The organism is Labilibaculum sp. DW002 (assembly GCF_029029525.1).
Taxonomy (GTDB): Bacteria; Bacteroidota; Bacteroidia; order Bacteroidales; family Marinifilaceae; genus Paralabilibaculum; species Paralabilibaculum antarcticum.
Genome location: NZ_JAKJSC010000009.1, coordinates 58,484 through 77,103, shown reverse-complemented (window position 1 = coordinate 77,103; position 18,620 = coordinate 58,484). Strand labels below are relative to the sequence as shown.

The 18,620-nt window shown below is 33.5% G+C and carries 18 protein-coding genes; 13 read left to right on the top strand and 5 right to left on the bottom strand.

What is annotated here, in order from left to right; all coding sequences use genetic code 11:
- Positions 1 to 50: 50 nt before the first annotated feature.
- Together L3049_RS19930 and L3049_RS19925 are read right to left on the bottom strand one after the other, a co-directional pair.
- The gene (locus tag L3049_RS19930; RefSeq protein WP_275111595.1) at positions 51 to 2,462 is read right to left on the bottom strand and encodes an FtsK/SpoIIIE family DNA translocase; all 2,412 of its coding nucleotides are present in this window, start codon (positions 2,460 to 2,462) and stop codon (positions 51 to 53) included.
- Between the two features lie 125 nt (positions 2,463 to 2,587).
- Complete coding sequence (locus L3049_RS19925; protein ID WP_275111594.1) at positions 2,588 to 3,268, bottom strand: hypothetical protein; 681 nt, start codon at positions 3,266 to 3,268, stop codon at positions 2,588 to 2,590.
- A gap of 549 nt (positions 3,269 to 3,817) precedes the next feature.
- Here L3049_RS19925 and L3049_RS19920 point away from each other — a divergent pair.
- Positions 3,818 to 4,774 (top strand): carbamate kinase, encoded by a 957-nt coding sequence (locus tag L3049_RS19920; RefSeq protein WP_275111593.1) that lies wholly within the window; start codon positions 3,818 to 3,820, stop codon positions 4,772 to 4,774.
- An 88-nt stretch (positions 4,775 to 4,862) separates the two neighbouring features.
- Positions 4,863 to 5,864: an ornithine carbamoyltransferase gene (locus L3049_RS19915; RefSeq protein WP_275111592.1), complete on the top strand. Its 1,002-nt coding sequence runs from the start codon at positions 4,863 to 4,865 to the stop codon at positions 5,862 to 5,864.
- A 324-nt stretch (positions 5,865 to 6,188) separates the two neighbouring features.
- On the opposite strand, the gene feoB is transcribed toward L3049_RS19915, so the two are convergent.
- Together feoB and L3049_RS19905 are read right to left on the bottom strand one after the other, a co-directional pair.
- Complete coding sequence (gene feoB / locus L3049_RS19910; RefSeq protein WP_275111591.1) at positions 6,189 to 8,693, bottom strand: ferrous iron transport protein B; 2,505 nt, start codon at positions 8,691 to 8,693, stop codon at positions 6,189 to 6,191.
- Between the two features lie 335 nt (positions 8,694 to 9,028).
- A complete protein-coding gene (locus tag L3049_RS19905; protein ID WP_275111590.1) occupies positions 9,029 to 9,424 on the bottom strand; it encodes a DUF3276 family protein in 396 nt (131 codons plus the stop codon).
- A 285-nt stretch (positions 9,425 to 9,709) separates the two neighbouring features.
- Here L3049_RS19905 and L3049_RS19900 point away from each other — a divergent pair, with 285 nt between their 5' ends.
- From L3049_RS19900 to L3049_RS19865, 8 genes are all read left to right on the top strand, one after another.
- Complete coding sequence (locus tag L3049_RS19900; RefSeq protein ID WP_275111589.1) at positions 9,710 to 10,660, top strand: transcription antitermination protein NusB; 951 nt, start codon at positions 9,710 to 9,712, stop codon at positions 10,658 to 10,660.
- A gap of 123 nt (positions 10,661 to 10,783) precedes the next feature.
- A complete protein-coding gene (locus L3049_RS19895; protein WP_275111588.1) occupies positions 10,784 to 11,245 on the top strand; it encodes a DUF1573 domain-containing protein in 462 nt (153 codons plus the stop codon).
- A gap of 54 nt (positions 11,246 to 11,299) precedes the next feature.
- The gene (yajC, locus tag L3049_RS19890) at positions 11,300 to 11,620 is read left to right on the top strand and encodes a preprotein translocase subunit YajC (protein WP_275111587.1); all 321 of its coding nucleotides are present in this window, start codon (positions 11,300 to 11,302) and stop codon (positions 11,618 to 11,620) included.
- 54 nt (positions 11,621 to 11,674) lie between these two features.
- Positions 11,675 to 12,688 (top strand): YbbR-like domain-containing protein, encoded by a 1,014-nt coding sequence (locus L3049_RS19885; RefSeq protein WP_275111586.1) that lies wholly within the window; start codon positions 11,675 to 11,677, stop codon positions 12,686 to 12,688.
- A gap of 34 nt (positions 12,689 to 12,722) precedes the next feature.
- On the top strand, positions 12,723 to 13,310 hold the full coding sequence (gene coaE, locus L3049_RS19880) for a dephospho-CoA kinase (RefSeq protein ID WP_275111585.1): 588 nt from the start codon (positions 12,723 to 12,725) through the stop codon (positions 13,308 to 13,310).
- 118 nt (positions 13,311 to 13,428) lie between these two features.
- Positions 13,429 to 14,148, top strand: coding sequence for a TerB family tellurite resistance protein (locus L3049_RS19875; protein ID WP_275111584.1), 720 nt, complete (start codon positions 13,429 to 13,431; stop codon positions 14,146 to 14,148).
- Positions 14,149 to 14,241: 93 nt separating this feature from the next.
- On the top strand, positions 14,242 to 14,655 hold the full coding sequence (locus L3049_RS19870) for a DUF5606 family protein (protein WP_275111583.1): 414 nt from the start codon (positions 14,242 to 14,244) through the stop codon (positions 14,653 to 14,655).
- A gap of 121 nt (positions 14,656 to 14,776) precedes the next feature.
- Positions 14,777 to 15,295, top strand: a complete 519-nt coding sequence (locus L3049_RS19865; protein ID WP_275111582.1) for a GNAT family N-acetyltransferase — start codon at positions 14,777 to 14,779, stop codon at positions 15,293 to 15,295.
- A 28-nt stretch (positions 15,296 to 15,323) separates the two neighbouring features.
- Here the strand turns inward: L3049_RS19865 and L3049_RS19860 are convergent, their stop codons facing one another.
- The gene (locus tag L3049_RS19860) at positions 15,324 to 16,601 is read right to left on the bottom strand and encodes a carboxypeptidase-like regulatory domain-containing protein (protein WP_275111581.1); all 1,278 of its coding nucleotides are present in this window, start codon (positions 16,599 to 16,601) and stop codon (positions 15,324 to 15,326) included.
- 246 nt (positions 16,602 to 16,847) lie between these two features.
- Between L3049_RS19860 and L3049_RS19855 the strand changes: the two genes are divergently transcribed.
- The 3 genes from L3049_RS19855 to L3049_RS19845 are packed head-to-tail and all read left to right on the top strand — an operon-like array spanning position 16,848 to position 18,591.
- Positions 16,848 to 17,534, top strand: a complete 687-nt coding sequence (locus L3049_RS19855; RefSeq protein ID WP_275111580.1) for a GumC domain-containing protein — start codon at positions 16,848 to 16,850, stop codon at positions 17,532 to 17,534.
- 16 nt (positions 17,535 to 17,550) lie between these two features.
- The gene (locus L3049_RS19850) at positions 17,551 to 18,147 is read left to right on the top strand and encodes a class I SAM-dependent methyltransferase (RefSeq protein WP_275111579.1); all 597 of its coding nucleotides are present in this window, start codon (positions 17,551 to 17,553) and stop codon (positions 18,145 to 18,147) included.
- Between the two features lie 48 nt (positions 18,148 to 18,195).
- Positions 18,196 to 18,591, top strand: a complete 396-nt coding sequence (locus tag L3049_RS19845) for a hypothetical protein (protein ID WP_275111578.1) — start codon at positions 18,196 to 18,198, stop codon at positions 18,589 to 18,591.
- The last annotated feature ends 29 nt before the right edge of the window (positions 18,592 to 18,620 follow it).

Below are 18,620 nucleotides of genomic sequence, written 5' to 3'. Positions count from 1 at the left end.
TTCAGTTTTTATTTATTTCAATTTATATTTTATCAATAATTGTGCCATTACTATTGTAAAACATCAGAAAGAAGTTTTTCCAGACTGTATTCGTCTTGCACCAAAACCTGACGAGCCTTACTTCCTTCGAATGGACCAACAATACCAGCAGCTTCAAGTTGATCGACTATACGACCGGCACGATTATAGCCAATAGAAAAACGACGTTGAATAGCAGATGTAGAACCTTGTTGAGATCCAACAACCAAGCGTGCAGCTTCTTCAAATAATGCATCTCGTTTTTGTAAATCGATATCCGCGGTATTTTCACTGGTTTCAGCAACAAATTCAGGTAGCATTAGGGCTGTAGGATAAGCTTGCTGCTTTTGAATGTACTCGGTAAGCATTTCGACTTCTGGCGTATCAACAAAAGCACACTGTACACGCACCAGATCACTACCTACTGATATCAGCATATCACCTCGACCAATAAGCTGGTTAGCACCAGGGCTATCAAGGATAGTTCGTGAGTCAATCATTGAGGCAACCTTAAAGGCTATACGTGCAGGGAAATTGGCTTTAATTACACCTGTAATAATATTTGTTGATGGACGCTGAGTGGCTATAATCATATGAATACCAATAGCACGAGCAAGTTGTGCGATACGCGCAATTGGCGTTTCAACTTCCTTACCGGCCGTCATAATCAAATCGGCAAACTCATCGATGATTACAACAATATAAGGTAAGTAGCGATGCCCATTTTCAGGATTCAACTTACGAGTAACAAATTTCTTATTGTATTCTATGATGTTACGTGCATGAGCTTTTTTGAGCAAATCGTAACGTGCATCCATCTCAACACAAAGAGAATTTAAAGTTGCAATTACCTTATGAATATCTGTAATAATTGCTTCTTCTTCTTCAGGGAGTTTCGCTAAGAAATGTTTCTCAATAGTTGAATAGATGTTTAGTTCAACCTTTTTAGGGTCAATTAATACAAACTTAAGTTGCGATGGATGTTTCTTGTAAAGTAGCGAGGTAATAATCGCATTTAAACCAACAGATTTACCTTGACCAGTGGCACCAGCAACGAGCAAGTGAGGCATTTTTGCAAGATCGAGCGTATAAGTTTCGTTGGATATGGTTTTACCCATGGCTACAGGTAGGGCATACTTCGACTCCTGAAACTTCTTTGATGCGATAATGTTCTTCATTGAAACAATTTCCGGAGTTCTGTTAGGTACCTCAATACCAATAGTTCCTCTACCAGGAATTGGAGCAATAATACGAATACCCAGAGCCGCTAAACTTAAAGCGATATCGTCTTCCAGGTTTTTAATTTTTGAGATACGAACACCAGGTGCTGGTACTATCTCATATAGTGTTACTGTAGGGCCAATTGTTGCTTTTATTTGTGTAATCTCAATTTTGTAGTTACGAAGTGTATCTACAATTTTGATCTTATTACTTTCTAATTCTTCTTTACTAACTTCCGAGTTATGGAGATGGTGATCCTCTAATAAATCAAGAGTTGGGTATTTATAGTTGGATAAATCAAGGGTGGGATCAAAATCTTCCATTGGAGTATGTTTGATGCTAACAGATTCTTCGGATATCTTTACAGTTTCAATTTTTAATTCTAAATCATCAGTGTCAGTATCTGATTTTGCTTCCTCTACCACAGGAACTTCTTCGTTAAGAATAATTTCATTTGTTGGATATCCTTCGGTTCCCAATATCAATTCAGGGTTTTCCAATACTTGTTCTTCAATGATTGTATTAAAGCTATCTATTTCCTCTTCAGCAGAATTGTCAACAGGTTTATTTTCAATGATTTCTTCGTTGTCAGTAGATGTGGTTTTTGGCTTTTTAGAGAAGAATTTCTTTATGACTGTAACACTATTCTGAAAAGCGAAAGTAATTAAGGTTAAAAGGCTTAAAACGATTAGAAAAAGTGTGCCTACATTTCCGATCAAGGAAATAAGCCATTCGCTAATGAAAAAACCATGAACACCTCCAAGAAATAGAAAAGAATGTGAGGTTGATTTTACAAAGAAGAAAGACATTAACACAGAAAACCAAATGCTAAATAATAGGGTGTACAAAATGGTTTTTCGTAACGATTGGATTTTCACACTCCAAAAACGTAGCGAAACAACAACTAATAAATATAAAAACGAAAAAGAAGCTATTCCAAAACCTTTGTTAATAAATAAGTTTGAAATGTATGCACCTGTTTTTCCAGTCCAGTTTTCTACCCTAACTTTAGAATCAGTTATCAATTCAAGCCACTTTATATCAAGTTTACTTTGATCAGCACCTCCCGTAAAGAAAAAGGAAACAAATGCTAAGCCAATGTATATGGTGAGTAGAGAAAAGGTAATTCCAAATAGGAATTTGGTTCTTTCATCATTTAGAAACTTTGGGGCCGAGAAGCGTTTTTTTGCTTTGGTTTTGTTTGTTGTTTTCTTTTTAGCCATTGAATATTTTATCAATTTTCACAAAATTCTTATTGCCTGCGAATTTATGTAAAAGTAATAAAAATGACTTTTAAAACCAGCGGAATGTAGTGTTCAGAAAAGATAAGTTTAAAAGTGAATGATTATCAGTTAAAATCAACAATGTATTTTTGTAATGTTTTAAGATCTGAAAGCACGTAATCTTCTGGGATATTAAAGTCGTCATCACTTACTTTGTTTAAACTTACAGATTGGGCTGTGAATTTAGTCTTAACTTGATTCATTGTTGTTTCAAACTCCATTAGTACTCCTGGAACTTTGTATAAAGGGGTATTACGATTAGGTGCTTTTAATGAAATTTCAGATGTATAATAAAGACTTATTTTAGTAGCATTTTGATCTTTTGCATGCAGAATAGCTTGTTTGCAATTATAGCCAGCAATCATTTTTGTTGAATCTGTATATTCTATTTGTGTGGGTGGGAGTTGATTGTACAAAAAAGCAATTTCATCTTTAGGAAATTCATAATTGAGTTTATTGCTTAAAACTTTTAAAAGAATGTTACTGCTTTGATTTTTGTATTTTGAGATGAACTTGGTGCTGAAAAAACCTAGGTAACCTTCTGATATCAAACAGATATTGTTGTCCTTGAACCTTAATTCTACTTTGTTGGGTAGTAGCGCTATTATTGGATTATCTTTTTCTGAGGTAAAATAACTTACGTTGTAGGTTATAATTCCTTCTGAAATTTTATTACTTGACTCAGAGCTTGTTTTGCAACTCCAGGTAAGAATTAATAATAGAATAATAGATAAGCCTTGCTTCATACAAAGAGAATTTTGATCTGATTATTTATTTAAATAAAATATAGACCAGATTAAATATGGTTTAACTATTTAGTAAATCTGATTTTCTAAAAATAGGAAAACATTATAGAATACTGTATAAAAGTACATCATCTTATTACAATTTTACGGATTTTTTTACGAAATAAGCTTAAATATTGTTTGAATACGCATAAAATGGATGTGTGGGCTTTTTATTGTAGTCTGTTGTAATTCTGTGTTTTGATTGAGTAGATGAAAAATATTAAGGGGATGATACAAATGTAATTTTAGGTGGAAGGATATTTTTTACAACAAATAAACATAATTACATTGTTTAATTGACTTGTGCAAACGAGTGATATTAAAAGTATTTTGTAGTTTGAAATTCATGTATTTATAGAAAAGTTTAGTGAACAGTAAAAACGAAACATCTGTAAGGTGTTGAAAAACAGAGTTCGAAAAATAATTTAAAAAAAGTTTAATTCGTTTGTTTTGTTGTTATTTTTTTTAGATTTGCAAAATAGAATGACAAACATAAATCAAAATGTAATGAATAAATTAGCAGTTGTAGCATTAGGTGGAAATGCCTTGTTAAGAGGTAATCAAAGAGGAACGGTTGAAGAACAAAGCCAAAACACTCTTGATACTCTTGAAAATCTAATTTTCCTTGTAAAGGAAGGATATGATGTTATTATTGCTCATGGTAATGGCCCGCAAGTAGGGAACATATTAATGAGAAATGATGCAGGAGAACAACTTTACAACATTCCTCAAATGCCTTTAGATATCGATGTAGCTGACTCGCAAGGAGGAATTGGTTACATGATTGAAAGAAACTTGCGTAACGTGTTGAAAGCAAACGGCATTGAAAAAGATGTCGTGACTTTGGTTACTCAGGTTGTTGTTGACAAGAACGATCCAGCTTTTGCAGATCCAATTAAACGTGTTGGTAAAATCTACAATAGAGAAGAAGCTGATAAGTTGATCGCTGATAAGGGATGGATTTTCAAAGAAGAAGTTAAAGCTGATGGAGGATGGAGACGTGTTGTTCCTTCGCCAAAGCCAATTCGTGTAATGAATGAGAAGGTTATTGAGAACCTGGCTCGTCAGGGAAATATCGTGATCACTGTTGGTGGTGGTGGTGTTCCGGTTTCAGAAGATGAAAACGGTAACCTTTGCCCGGTTGAAGCAGTTATCGATAAAGATTTAGCATCTGCATTAATTGGTGCTCGTGTTAAAGCTGACGAATTCTATATTCTTACTGATGTATCATTTGTTTACAAAGATTTTAAAGGACCAAACGAGCAGAAGTTAGAGTTCTTGAATCATGCTGATACAATGGGTTATTTAGCAGATGGTACTTTTGCTGAAGGTTCTATGGCTCCTAAGATTCGTGCTTGTTTAAGCTTTATCGAGAATGGTGGTGGGAAATCAGTAATTACTGAGGCAACAAAGCTTGAAGATAAATCTTACGGTACTAAGATTACAATGGAATATGAAGACTAAATCCTTTTTAGGATTTGACTAGATAATACTTTTTTAAATTTCCGATTACACTTACTTTTGTGATTGTAATCAATAAAAAATAAATAGCATGAGTTTTAATTTAAGAAACAGAAACTTTTTGAAGTTATTGGATTTCACTCCAAAGGAAATGCAATACATGTTAGATCTTGCAAGAGATCTTAAAAGAGCAAAATATGCCGGAACTGAAGTACAGACTATGAAGGGTAAGAATATCGCTTTGATATTTGAAAAATCTTCAACTCGTACGCGTTGTGCATTCGAAACTGCTGCTTACGATCAAGGAGCTCACGTAACTTATTTAGGGCCTTCAGGTTCTCAAATTGGTGTTAAAGAATCAATGGCTGATACTGCACGTGTATTGGGTCGTATGTACGATGGTATTGAGTACCGTGGATACGGACAGGCTATTGTTGAAGAATTGGGTAAATATGCAGGTGTACCAGTATGGAATGGTTTAACTGATGAGTACCACCCAACTCAAATTTTAGCTGACTTCTTAACTATGATGGAGCACACTGATAAGCCATTGAATCAAGTTGCTTTTGCTTACTTAGGTGATGCTCGTAACAATATGGCTAATTCATTAATGGTAGGTGCTGCAAAAATGGGTATGGATGTAAGAATCTGTGGACCAGCAAACCTTCAGCCTGAGGAAGAATTAGTTGCTCAATGTCAAGAAATTGCTAAAGAGACTGGTGCTAAAATTACAATTACTTCTGATGCTAAAGCAGGTGTTAAAGGATGTGATTTCCTTTATACTGATGTTTGGGTATCAATGGGTGAACCAGACGAAGTTTGGAAAGAAAGAATTGAAATTCTTAAGCCATTCCAGGTTAATGCTGAATTAATGGCTGCAACTGGTAACGCTTCAAGTAAATTCATGCACTGTCTTCCTGCTTATCACAACAGAGAGACTAAAGTAGGAGAAGAAGTTTTCCAGAAATTCGGTCTTAATGGTGTAGAAGTAACTGAAGATGTATTCGAATCTCCAGCATCTATCGTATTTGACGAAGCTGAGAACCGTTTACATACTATTAAAGCTGTAATGGTAGCTACTTTGGGAGCATAATCAAGATTGAAATACATATACAAAAAAGATAGCTTTTGTAGCTGTCTTTTTTTTTGTCTTTATGTTATGTTTTTGTGCTGTAATTTCCCTTTTTGCTGAGTTTTTGTTAGTTGTTAATTTTTAATGTATGTTAAGTTATGGGTGTTTTTGATTCCTTTGTTGGGAATGCCTCGTTTTCTCAGCTCATTTTTAAAATTACAAGATCCACAACTACTTCCACAATTTGATTCTTGCTTTTTAAATAGCAAAGCAAATTGATATAGGCTATATCCGATAGCGCACATTACAATTAGGTAGGTTGTTATGAGTTGAAAGTCCATAATGTTATAGTATTAAATTTCCTGTTTGATAAATAATAAAGGAAACTAGCCATGCTAATCCTGTTGTGTAGAACACAACAAAGGTAGCCCACTTCCAGTTTGCTTCTTTTACAATTGCAGCAATAACTGCAATACAAGGGAAATAAATCAAGATAAATATCAGGAAAGTTAATGCCGACAGACTCGAGAAAACGGTTTCTCCCTTTCTGTGTTCTCCTGTAAACTTTTGATTTTTAAGTTTCTGTCTCAACCCAGCACTGTTCTCATCTGAATTTTCACCTTCCTGATACAGAACACCCATTGTGCTTACCACAACTTCTTTTGCTGCAATTCCGGTTAAAATACTCACGGTCATTTTCCAGTCAAAACCTAATGGGTGAAGAGCAGGAGCAATAAATTTTCCAATTTGGCCAATGTAGGAGTTCAGTTGTTTTTCTTCCAGCTTAAGGTTTTGTAATTCTTGAATTTTAGTATTTTTTTCTACTAATAGTTCATCTGTGTTATTTTCTTGGGAAAGGTTTATAATATTATCATACTCTACTGAAGTTTCAGTGATTATTTTATCGTAATCTTTTGAGTATTCAATATCTCGAGGAAAATAGCCTAAGGCCCAAATAATAATGGAAGCGATTAAGATGATTCCACCCATTTTTTGAAGGTATTGAAAACCTTTATTCCACATGTGGAGTAGGGTTGTTTTCAGTGTTGGTAAGCGATATGGTGGCAATTCCATTACGAATGGAGCCTCTTTTGCTTTGAAAAAACTAGCCTTGAATACCTTTGCAAATAGAATTGCAAGAGCAATGCCAAGGGTGTAAATTCCAAATAAAACCAAGGTGGCATTTTCAGGGAAAAATGTACCAATAATTAGAATGTAAATTGGCAGTCTTGCACTGCACGACATGAATGGTGTGATCAGCATGGTAAGAATTCTATCATTCTTGTTTTCAAGAGTTCTGGTTGCCATTAGAGCTGGTACATTACATCCAAATCCCATAACTAGTGGAATGAATGATTTACCATGTAAGCCTATTTTATGCATTAATTTATCCATAATGAAAGCAGTACGTGCCATATAGCCTGTATCTTCCATAAATGATATAAAAAAGAATAAAATTAAGATGTTTGGTAGGAATACAATAACGCCACCAACACCGCCAATAATACCATCAACAATCAAATCCTTAAGAGGACCATCAGGCATAATAGTTTGCATAAATTCACCCAAGTATGTAATGCCTGTTTCTATCCAATCCATTGGGTATTGCCCCAAGTTGAATGTGGCATAGAAAGTTAGGAACATGAAAAAGAAAAACAGAGGAAAACCAAAAAGTTTGTGAGTTAGAAACGTATCTATTATTGCTGTTTTTCTTCTCCTCTTAATTGGATTTTCGGTATATGTTTCTTTTAGCGCGCCATCAATAAAGCCGTATTTAGCATCAGTAATAACGGTTTCACAAACTTCACTAAACTCTTTTTCTAGCTTCTGTATTTCTTCTTTAGCTGTTTTTTTTATTTCAAAATGGTGATCACTTTCTTTCACCATAAAACGTGCACTTTCATCCGATTCAAGAAGTTTAACCGATAAGAATCGAGGAGAGGCTTTAGCACATAGTTTAGGGTCCTTTTTGATCTCCCTTTGTATGTTTGAAATGGATTCTTCTACTGAGTTTCCGTAGTTGATGTGAATATGACGAACAATAGGATCAAGATCTTCATAAACATTAATAATTTTGTCGAAAAGTTCTGTAACGCCAATGCCTTTTGAACCAACTGTTGGGATAATTGGAATGCCAAGCATTTTGGAAAGTTCTTTGTAATTGAAGTTGGCACCTTTCTGTTCCAATTCATCGTACATATTAAGAGCAATTACTACCTTAATATCCATGTCAATTAATTGGCTTGTTAGGTATAAGTTCCTTTCTAAATTGGAAGCATCAACTACATTAACAACTACATCAGGACGTTCGCTCATGATGTATTTTCTAACAAACAGTTCTTCAGGAGAATATGCCGTTAACGAATAGGTTCCAGGTAAATCGGTAATTTCAAATTGATAACCATTTTGATTTACTTTGGCTTGTTTGGAATCAACCGTAACACCACTGTAGTTGCCAACATGCTCTTTTGATCCGGATGCGAAATTAAACAATGTTGTTTTTCCAGAGTTGGGGTTGCCAACCAAGGCAATATGTATATTTTTCCCTTTTTCTTTTGCTGATGTTTTTAGAATGTCGTCACTTATGGTGCCTTCAAAATCATTTACTTTGATATTTTTGGCTTCTTCTTTCGTGATTACCTCAATTAAGGATGCCTCGCTTCTTCTTAGTGAAACTTCATATCCCATAATTTGATATTCTACAGGGTCTTTTAAGGGAGCATTCTTTACTACGGTAACTTGCTTTCCTTTCACAAATCCCATTTCGGTAATTCTCTTCCGAAAGGCTCCATGTCCCTGAACTTTTGTAATAATTGCCTCTTGACTATCAGATAATTCGGAAAGCTTCATGCGTTTTTATTTCGTATCTACAATTAACCATGTTTCTTAGAACTTGGTTTAGCTATCTACTTAATGTACTAGCCGATTTATTGCAGTTATTAGTTAAAAAAAATATTGTTACTAATATATGTCAAACGTATAGGAAAAAAGATTTAGTTGCAATCCCTACTTCTAGGTATTTTATAATTTAGGTTCTTAGGTTTAGACTAAATAAGCACAATGTTGCAAAAGTAAGATTTTTAGCTGAAGCACTGGTTTAGCATGAATTTTTTTTTCGTATTTGTTTAAAAAAAAGCAAAAAAAAAGCTGTCCGTGAAAGACAGCTTTTAAATATTTTAGTAGAATTATTCTGTTAGATCTTCAAATTCAACATTTGTGAAAGAATCTGTTTCAATACCATCAATGATCGTAGCAGGTTCACTGTATTCAGAATTAACAAGTTCTTTTTCTTCGTTTTCCTTTTCTAAGTTAGTAGTTTTGATAAAATCGATTGCTTCTAGCAAGCCATCAGCAAATTTATCAAAATCTTCTTTGTACAAGAATACTTTGTGTTTCTCAAAAGAAAAATTGCCTTCTTTGTCGTAACGTTTTTTACTTTCGGTGATTGTTAAGTAATAGTCGTTTTTCTTTGTTGCTTTTACATCAAAAAAATAAGTCCTTTTCCCCGCTCTTACCGCGTTTGAAAATATTTCATCGCGATTATGTTTTTCAAATCCTTCCTTTTTATCGTAACCTTCCATTTCAAATAAATTTGTTATTTATTTTGATTATTGCATTTCAAAAATAAAAAAATATAAGTACTTCTTAATATTAATATGTAATTAATTATTGAATATTTTCTTATTTAAAATGAGTATGCAAACCTTTTCAGCGCAAAATAAATATAATAGATGAAAAACTATATGTAAAGTTATAGTTGGATTAGATTTAAATATTTTGTCTTAATTCTCCAATTTCCCTTGTGGGCAAGTAAAAAAAGCCTATTTTTGCAGCCACATAATATAATTGAAAAGTTCTTTAAAAGTATGATTAGTAGAAGATTGCTGCGTGTAAAAGTGTTACAAATGCTTTACGCTTATTACAAGAATGATGATCGTTCATTAGCAAAAGCAGAAAAAGAGTTGTTTTTCAGTATTGGAAAAGCTTACGATTTATATCATTATCTACTTCTACTGCTTGTAGATGTTGCCTTTATAGCTGAAAAGAAAATTGAGAAATCAAGAAGTAAAATTATTCCTTCTCATGAAGACCTTAATCCTAATACAAGATTTATTGATAATGCTGTAATTAAGCAGTTAGCTGATAATATTCAGTTGAATTCTTATTCAGATTCTCATACCATTAATTGGAATGATCAGGAGGACTATGTTCGAATTGTACGTGAGAAATTGTTGAATTCTGAATTGTATATGGAGTATATGCAATCAGAAGATAAAAGCTATAATGCCGATAAGAAATTTGTAGAGAAATTTTTTACACACATTATTGCTGCTGATGAAGATTTCTACTCATTAATGGAAGAGAAGAGTATCTATTGGAATGATGAGATTGAATTTATTATCAGTATGGTTGTAAAGACGATTAAAGGATTCACTAAAAATGACGATACTTATACTTCTTTAATGTCCTTGTTTAAAGATAGTGATGACGAAGAATTTGTAAAGACATTATTTCGTAAAACGATTATTAATCACGCAGATCATTTGGACTTGATTAATAAGAACACTAAAAATTGGGATTTGGAAAGAATTGCCTATATGGATATTCTTATTATGGAATTAGCTCTTACCGAAATTAAAGAGTTTCCAAGTGTCCCAGTTAAGGTGAGTTTTAACGAATACCTAGAAATTGCTAAATACTATAGCACTTCAAATAGTAGTAACTTTATTAACGGAATTTTAGATAAATTAGTTAATGAGTTAAAGGAGAATGGTACCGTTAAAAAAGTAGGACGAGGATTGATTGGTGGAAAATAGAATAGGTCAATAGATAGACTCAAATGCGCAGACCGTAAGGTTTGCGCATTTTTTGTATTCATAGCCAAGATGTTTTCCATTAAAAATTAGTACATTCGACCACGAATTTAAGGTCCGAAATAAATGAATAGAATATTGTCTGTAAATAATCTTGTTTTTTCTTTCTGTCTAATTTTGTCTCTATGTTTTTCGGGATGTATGAATGGTGAAAATAACAAGGGAGAGAAAGAATTAAAAGAAGGTGAAAAATCTGAGCAGAATATTCTATTGAATGGCTACCCTAAATTTGAGTTTACTAAAGAAATACATAAATTTGGAAAGATTTCTCAAGGTGAGATTGTTGTTCATGATTTCTTCTTTAAAAATGTAGGAGAGAAAGATTTAATAATTACCAATATTGAGACCAGTTGTGGCTGTGCTGTGGCTAAATGGAAGAAAGAGCCTATTAAAATGGGTGAGGAGTCATCCATATCAATTGAGTTTAATTCTAAAGGTAGGTATGGAAAACAGTATAAGGTAATTACGATTTTTTGCAATACCCTTTCGGGGAATAAAGAATTGAAAATTACAGCAGAAGTTAACTAGAATAAGTTTGTATATTTATAATATGGCCAATAGGCCTTAAAATTTAGGATTAAAATGGATAATTTACTGAACATCTTATTGATGACACAGCCTGCAGAAGGGCAAAACCCAATCATGCAATTTGTACCTTTGGTTTTAATTGTTGTGGTATTCTATTTTTTCATGATTCGACCTCAAATGAAAAAGCAGAAAGAATTGAAGAAATTTCGTGAAGACTTGAAAAAAGGTGATAAGGTTGTTACTACAGGTGGAATTTACGGAAAAGTTCTTGAGATTCAAGAGCGTGTTATTATCATGGAGGTTGAAGGACAGAACCGTTTGAAAATTGATAAGGCAGCAGTAGTTAAAGATATGAGTGATGTAGCTCAAAAATAATTGTACTGGACTGTGTTCTTTGGAGCACAGTCTTTTTTTTAAATTCCCTAAGCATTGGATATTTTTGATTTTAAAAAGATAAAAGCGTTTTTCGATCCAGAAAAAATCACATCAAATAAGAAATTACTTGTATATGTGTTTTTTGTGGGAATTGCTACCATATTTTGGTTTCTAAATGCTCTTAGCAAAGAATACACAACCAATGTGAATTACCCGGTAAGGTATGTTAATCTGCCAAAGAGTAAAGTTTTAACGAATGAATTGCCAAGTCGTTTAACCCTAAAGGTTACCGCTTTTGGCTTTGATCTGTTAAGATACAAATTGAGTACCGCCTTTCTCTCTAATCCTTTTGATGTAAATAAGTATACGAATAATCGTTTAGAGAATGAATCGATTAAAAAGTATCATTTACTAACTTCTCAAATCACAAATCGATTTGAGAAAGAATTGTCTTCAAGTATCCGATTGCAATCAATATCTCCAGACACTATTGTTTTTGAACTTTCACCAATTTTGGAGAAAAAAGTTCCTATTCAATTAAATATTTCGAATGCTTTTGAACAGCAATACATGTTAGGAGGGGAAATTTCTCTTAGTCAAGATAGCGTTGTTGTGAAGGGACCTAGTTCGATACTAGATACTATTTTTAAGGTAGAGACTGAACTATTGGTTTTATCAGATTTGGATAAAACAGTAAAAAAGAATGTTGATCTAAAGGAGAAGAAAGGCATTGAGTTTTTACAAAAGAAAATTGAGGTTACTGTTCCTGTGGAGCAATTTACCGAAGCAAAAAAAACAGTTCTAATAAGAGCAAATAACTTACCCGATTCTTTAGTAATAAGACTTTTCCCAAGAGATGTAAAAGTGTCTTATTTTGTTGGATTAAAAAGATACGATAATGTTTCTGCAGACCATTTTGATTTTGTGGTTGACTACAAGCAGACGTTATCTACAGAGAGCAATCGATTAGCTATTAGTTTAATTGGAAAGCCTACATTCGTGTCTAATGTGCGATTTTATCCACAAGATGTTACTTATCTTATTGAAAAAAAGAAATCAATTAAGTAAAGTATGATTGATCTACCATTTATATCTTTTTAATATGTTGAAAGTTGGATTGACTGGAGGAATTGGCTCAGGGAAATCAATTGTCGCTAAGGCTTTTGAAATGCTTGGTGTTCCTGTTTATGTGTCGGATATTGAAGCAAAAAGATTGATGAATACGAGTAGCGATGTTCGAAAGAAGTTAACTGCTCGATTTGGAGAAGATGTGTATAGCCTAAAAGGTGATTTAAATCGAAAACGCTTAGCGGATATTGTATTTAACGACTCAAAGGCTTTAAGTGATATCAATTCAATTGTTCATCCAGCAGTTAGGGAAGATTTTAAAGTGTGGAGTGATAAGCATGCTCATCTTAGCTATGTTATACAAGAGTCGGCAATACTTTTCGATACTGGCTTGTATCGCAATTTCGATAAAATTATTACGGTGAGTGCAGAAGAGGAAATTCGAATTCAACGAGTGATGAAACGAGATTCTTCGAGTAGGGAATTGGTTCAGAAAAGAATCGCAAATCAATTACCTGATGTAGAGAGAATTCAAAAATCTGACTTTGTCATTTATAATAATAATGAATTGATTCTTCCTCAAATTGTTTTAATCGATAAAGAAATTAGATCTATTGGCTAAGTAGAGCCTATTAGCTGTTAAACTTTGTTAAGAGAACCACTTTTTTGCGTTTGCGATTTCTACTTAGGTTTTCTTTTATTTTCTTTGAAAGATATTTAGATTAGAATAATACCACAGAATGGGAAAATACGGAAAATGGATTGCTGGTGGACTTGGTTGGGCTTTTTTGGGTCCAGTGGGTGGAATTTTAGGATTGTTGTTGGGATCAGCATTGGATAGCGTAGAAATTGAGAAGGGTAACTCTAGAGGAGCAACCAGGCAAGGTGACTTTGTAATGAGTTTATTGATTCTTGTAGCTGCTGTTATGAAGGCAGATGGCAAAATTCTAAAAGTTGAACTAGATTACGTAAAGTCGTACTTGGTAAAAAGTTTTGGTTTAGGGCGCGCTAGTGAAGCAATAACCATGCTTCGTGATATTTTAAAGCAAAATATTGCAGTAGAGCAAGTGTGTCAACAAATAGGGCATAACCTCGACTATTCTTCTCGTTTGCAGTTGTTGCACTTTCTTTTTGGAATAGCTCAGGCAGATGGACAGGTTTCGGATTCAGAGTTGATTACCATTGATAAGATTTCTTACTATTTAGGAATTCAGACAGGAGATTATAACTCAATCAAGTCGATGTTCATACAGTCTACAGAATCTAGTTATAAAATTCTGGGACTAACACGAGAAGCATCGAATGATGAAGTGAAAAAAGCTTATCGTAAAATGGCTGTTAAATATCATCCTGATAAAGTGAGTTATTTGGGTGAAGATGTGCAAAAGGCTGCAAAAGAAAAATTTCAAAAAGTAAGTGAGGCTTACGAAAAAATAAAAAAAGAAAGAGCATTTGCATAATATTGAAGGTTGTGGGTTAAAAAAGAGTAGTATTTAGTTTTTTTTAATCAACTGGAATTTTATTTTTGTGCTTCCAACTAAAAAAATGACAATATGTTGAAAGGAATATTAGCTATATCAGGACAGCCTGGATTGTTCAAACTAGTTTCAAACTCGAAAAGTGGTTTTATCGTAGAATCTTTAATCGATAAGAAACGTATGCCTGCACATGCGACTTCAAAAATTTCGGCTTTAGAAGATATCGCTATTTTTACTGAGGAAGGTGATCTTCAATTACAAGAGGTTTTCAAGAGTATCAAAGAAAAAGAAGAGGGTGGACAAGCAATTAATCACAAATCTTCAGGAAATGAGTTGAAAGCTTATATGAGAGAAGTTTTACCAAACTATGATGAAGATCGAGTTTATGTTTCAGACATGAAAAAAATCTTCCAATGGTATAATATTCTTCAGGAGAACGATATGTTGATTGAAGTTGAAACTGAGGAAGAAACAAAAGAAGAAGAATAAATCTTCGATACATTTCAGAGAGCTGCCTTATTTTAAGGCGGCTTTTTTTTTGCATAATTGTGATTGATATCTGTTTATTTTTCTCGAACTTGTAGTAAACCTCATGTTTAAAGTACAAGGAATGATAACAAAAACGGATGAAATTTGCATTCAACTAAGAAAATGGAAAACAGGTGACGAAAAGGATTTGGTAAAACATGCTAGTGATCTTGATGTGGTTCGGTTTTTAAAGAATAGTTTTCCCTATCCATACACGCATAGCGATGCAAGAAGATGGATTTATTTTGCAAACAACCTAGTTAAGGGTTGCTTTCGGGCAATTGAGGTAAATGGTGAAGTTGTAGGTTGTGTTGGCATTGAAATGCAAGAAGACGTATTTTGCAAGTCGGCAGAGTTGGGGTATTGGATTGGGCGCGAATACTGGAACAAGGGAATTATGACTTCTGTTGTAAAAGAGATGGTAGAATATGCTTTCTCCGAAATGGGTATTATACGTTTATATGCTAATGTTTTTGATGGTAATATTGGATCAGTAAAAGTGCTCGAAAAAGCGGGATTTGTTCATGAGGCAAGGCTAAAGAAGGCGGTTTATAAAAATGATGAATTTCTTGATCAGTTAATATTTGCGATCATTAAATAAAAGAAAAAAGAGGCCGAAGCCTCTTTTCTTATTCTCCATCGAAAATGATATTATAACTTTCCCAGAATTTTTTATCGTAAGGCATATTTTCATAATAGGCTCTTTTTTCAATAATTTCAGGTTTAGCTGTATTGATTTTTGTGATTAACATTTCGGTGTTGACATCCATTGTGGAAATGTCATGCGTCGTTTTGTCTTTTGTTTTGTGGTGACGCTTATAATTCACATAGCTTAAATAATATCTGCCCGAATGCTTTTTGTAGGTAACACTAAAATCATATTCTACTTTAATCGGCTTCCATTTTTGTCTTTCCTCGTTTACGTAGAAACTTCTTCCTTGAGTTGAATAATTGCTGGCAACAACATGAGTTTCATTTTTTACAACTGCAAAATCTTTAATTTTAATATACAGTTTACCCGAATATTCAGTTGCGTAATAATCTCCGGTATTACTTAATATTGGTCTTTTGCTTTTGTATCCAATTACCCAAATAGAGTCATTTTCATAGGCTGTAATTTGCTCAAGTTTTAAATCATAGAAATCAAGATGATTGCCATTTAAAATGTTTCCACGGCCACGAACAATGTCCATCTCTAGTAATTCATCCAAATAAGTTGATCCGTCGGCCAGAGATGCTGTTTCAAAGTTTTTTCGAACTTGCAAAAATTTGTATCCTCTTTCTTTAAATACCTGATATGCATCGGCTCTTTGATAGCCTTTGTCATCATAAATGCGAATTGCAGCTTCTCTAAGTCGATTTAGCTTCTCGTTTTTAAATTTTTCTGAACGATAATAAACATCATAATTGAATGGCGTTTGAAGATAATTGTCTGGAATTCTTTCAATAGCAGTTTTAATTCTTTTTTTCAAGACTAAGGATTCAGCCATCACTTCAACCTCTGCAATGCTATAATTTTGAGGGGTCAGATCTATTTTTAAGGTGTCTCCACCCATGCACAATCTAACGCTTTTTGAAAAGGTCGAAAACCCAACGGCTGACGCTTGTATGGTTTGATCTATAAGTTTCCCCGGTATTTTAAGCTCAAAAATTCCATCTAAATTAGAAGCTGCTCCAATATAGGATCCGATTACGCCAACATTCGCGAAAGGAATTGGCTCGTTCGTTTTGTCATTGGTTAATTTTCCAACAATTCGAATTATTTTAGGTGTTTCTTGATCTTCTTGCGCTAAAGCGGATAGAGAAAGAAATATTGTTGAAAGTAATAGGATAAAGTATTTTTGCATAGGTATGTGTATTTGTTCAGTCTTATTGATATTTAGAAGTACTATCAATTCTCTTGCCATAAAATGATAATTTAAATTTAAACTTCATTTTGTATTTTCGTTTCGGAATTGAGTTTATACTACAAAGATATGTTTATGATAGGTTTAGAAAAGGGGTATGATCAGTTTTCATGATAAAAAATGTTAATTTTTATGATATCTGTTTATTTTTCGTTGAAATAGAAATATCTTCGTTTGCTATAAGTAGACAAATTACCGAACAAAGTTTAGATTTGGTTTACATATCTGTTATTAAAAAATGATCTTATGAAAAAGAAAATATTAGCCCTGTCCTTACTTCCTTTATTCCTATTCTCATGTGTTGTATCTAAAAAGAAATACGAAGAGTTGGAATATGCAAAAAGACGTAGTGATGCTAAAGTTGTTGCTCTTGATAAAGAAAATTCTAAAAAAGGAAAACAAATCAATCAGTTGAATTCTAAATTGGATCAAACTTTATCAGAGTATAACGAGATGAAAAATAGCATGTCGGAGAGTAATGCAATGAAAAATACCGAGATTGATGATTTAAGTACTGAGTTAATGGGCTTAGCGTCTGATACTACAGAGCTAAAAGTACGCTTGTTGGAAACTTTAGATAAATACAATTCTGCTTTAAATAGAAATGAGGAAAACAATGTGCAAATTTCTGGTTTGTTAAAGCAAATTAGTGTTCTAAAGCAAGAGTCTTCTAAATTGAGCCAAGATATAAAGACAGCTGGCGTTGAAGCTGAATGGGAGAAGAAGAAAGTTGCAACAGAAGCGAGAAAGGCTTTAGATGCTTTAAAGCAAAAGGATGATGAAATAAGCACCTTGAAAAGTGAAATTCTTGAAAAAGATGGAAAATTAAACTGGTTGAGAAAAGTAAAAGAGCAGAATGAAGCTGAAATAGAGAAGCTTACCAATCAGGTTAATCTATACAAAAAAGAATACGAGAAGGCGCTTTCAAAATAAGTTTAGACATAAATAGATGAAGGAACATTGGGATCAGCGTTATGCTGAATCGAAATATATTTATGGAACAGCAGCTAATTTGTTTTTCGAGGAACAGTTAGCAAGATTCAAGCCTGCTTCAATATTATTACCTGGAGATGGTGAGGGGCGAAACGCGGCTCATGCTGCTCGTCAAGGCTGGAAGGTTGATGCTTTTGATTACAGTGATCAAGCTGTTGAAAATGCTCAAGAGTTTTTAAAATCTCAAAATGTTGAGGTGGATTTCTATCTTTCGAGTATTTTAGATCATGAGACTGTTCAAGAAAAGTACGATGCAATTGGTTTTTTCTACTTGCATCTGCATTCAAAAGATAGGCCACTTGCACATCAGTTCCTTTCAGATTCTTTAAAGTCAGGCGGTGTTCTTATTCTCGAGGTGTTTTCTAAGCTTCAACTTGGAAGAGGTACAGGCGGACCAAGAAATGAAGATATGCTGTATAGTTTAGCAGAGATTAGAAATGATTTTAGAGAATTCGATTCTTTGATGTTGGAAGAACTTGAGGCTGAATTATCTGAAGGAGAATTGCACAAAGGGAAGGCGATGCTAATTCGTTTTGTTGGTGTGAAAAAGTAGTCTTTGATTATTTTGATTTATTAAATGTGAATATCTAGCTTTGTAGCCATGGAAGTTTTATTGATAGCAATTGTTGCAATTGCAGGAGTCGCATTTCTGACAACCTATATTGGTCAGCGTTGGAAATCGAACAAAGGAGAAGAAGAGGTTGAGGTAGCTGCCGAACCATTGGAAGAATGTTGTGGGGCTCACGAAGTATGTGAAACGGACTTGTTGAATAAGATGTCTGAAGAAATCATTTATTATGAAGATGAAGAATTGGATGTTTATAGAAATTTTGAAGAAAATGATTACAATGATGATCAAATCGATGAATTTCGTGAAGTGCTGTATAGTTTAAAAGAGAAGGAAATGGAAGCTTGGCTTAGAAGTTTAGAATTAAGAAAGATCGAATTGCCTTCTGTAATTAAGTCAGAACTTGTTTTTATGCTTGTAAGAAGTTAGGCTTTTTACAAATACAAATAATTGATTTA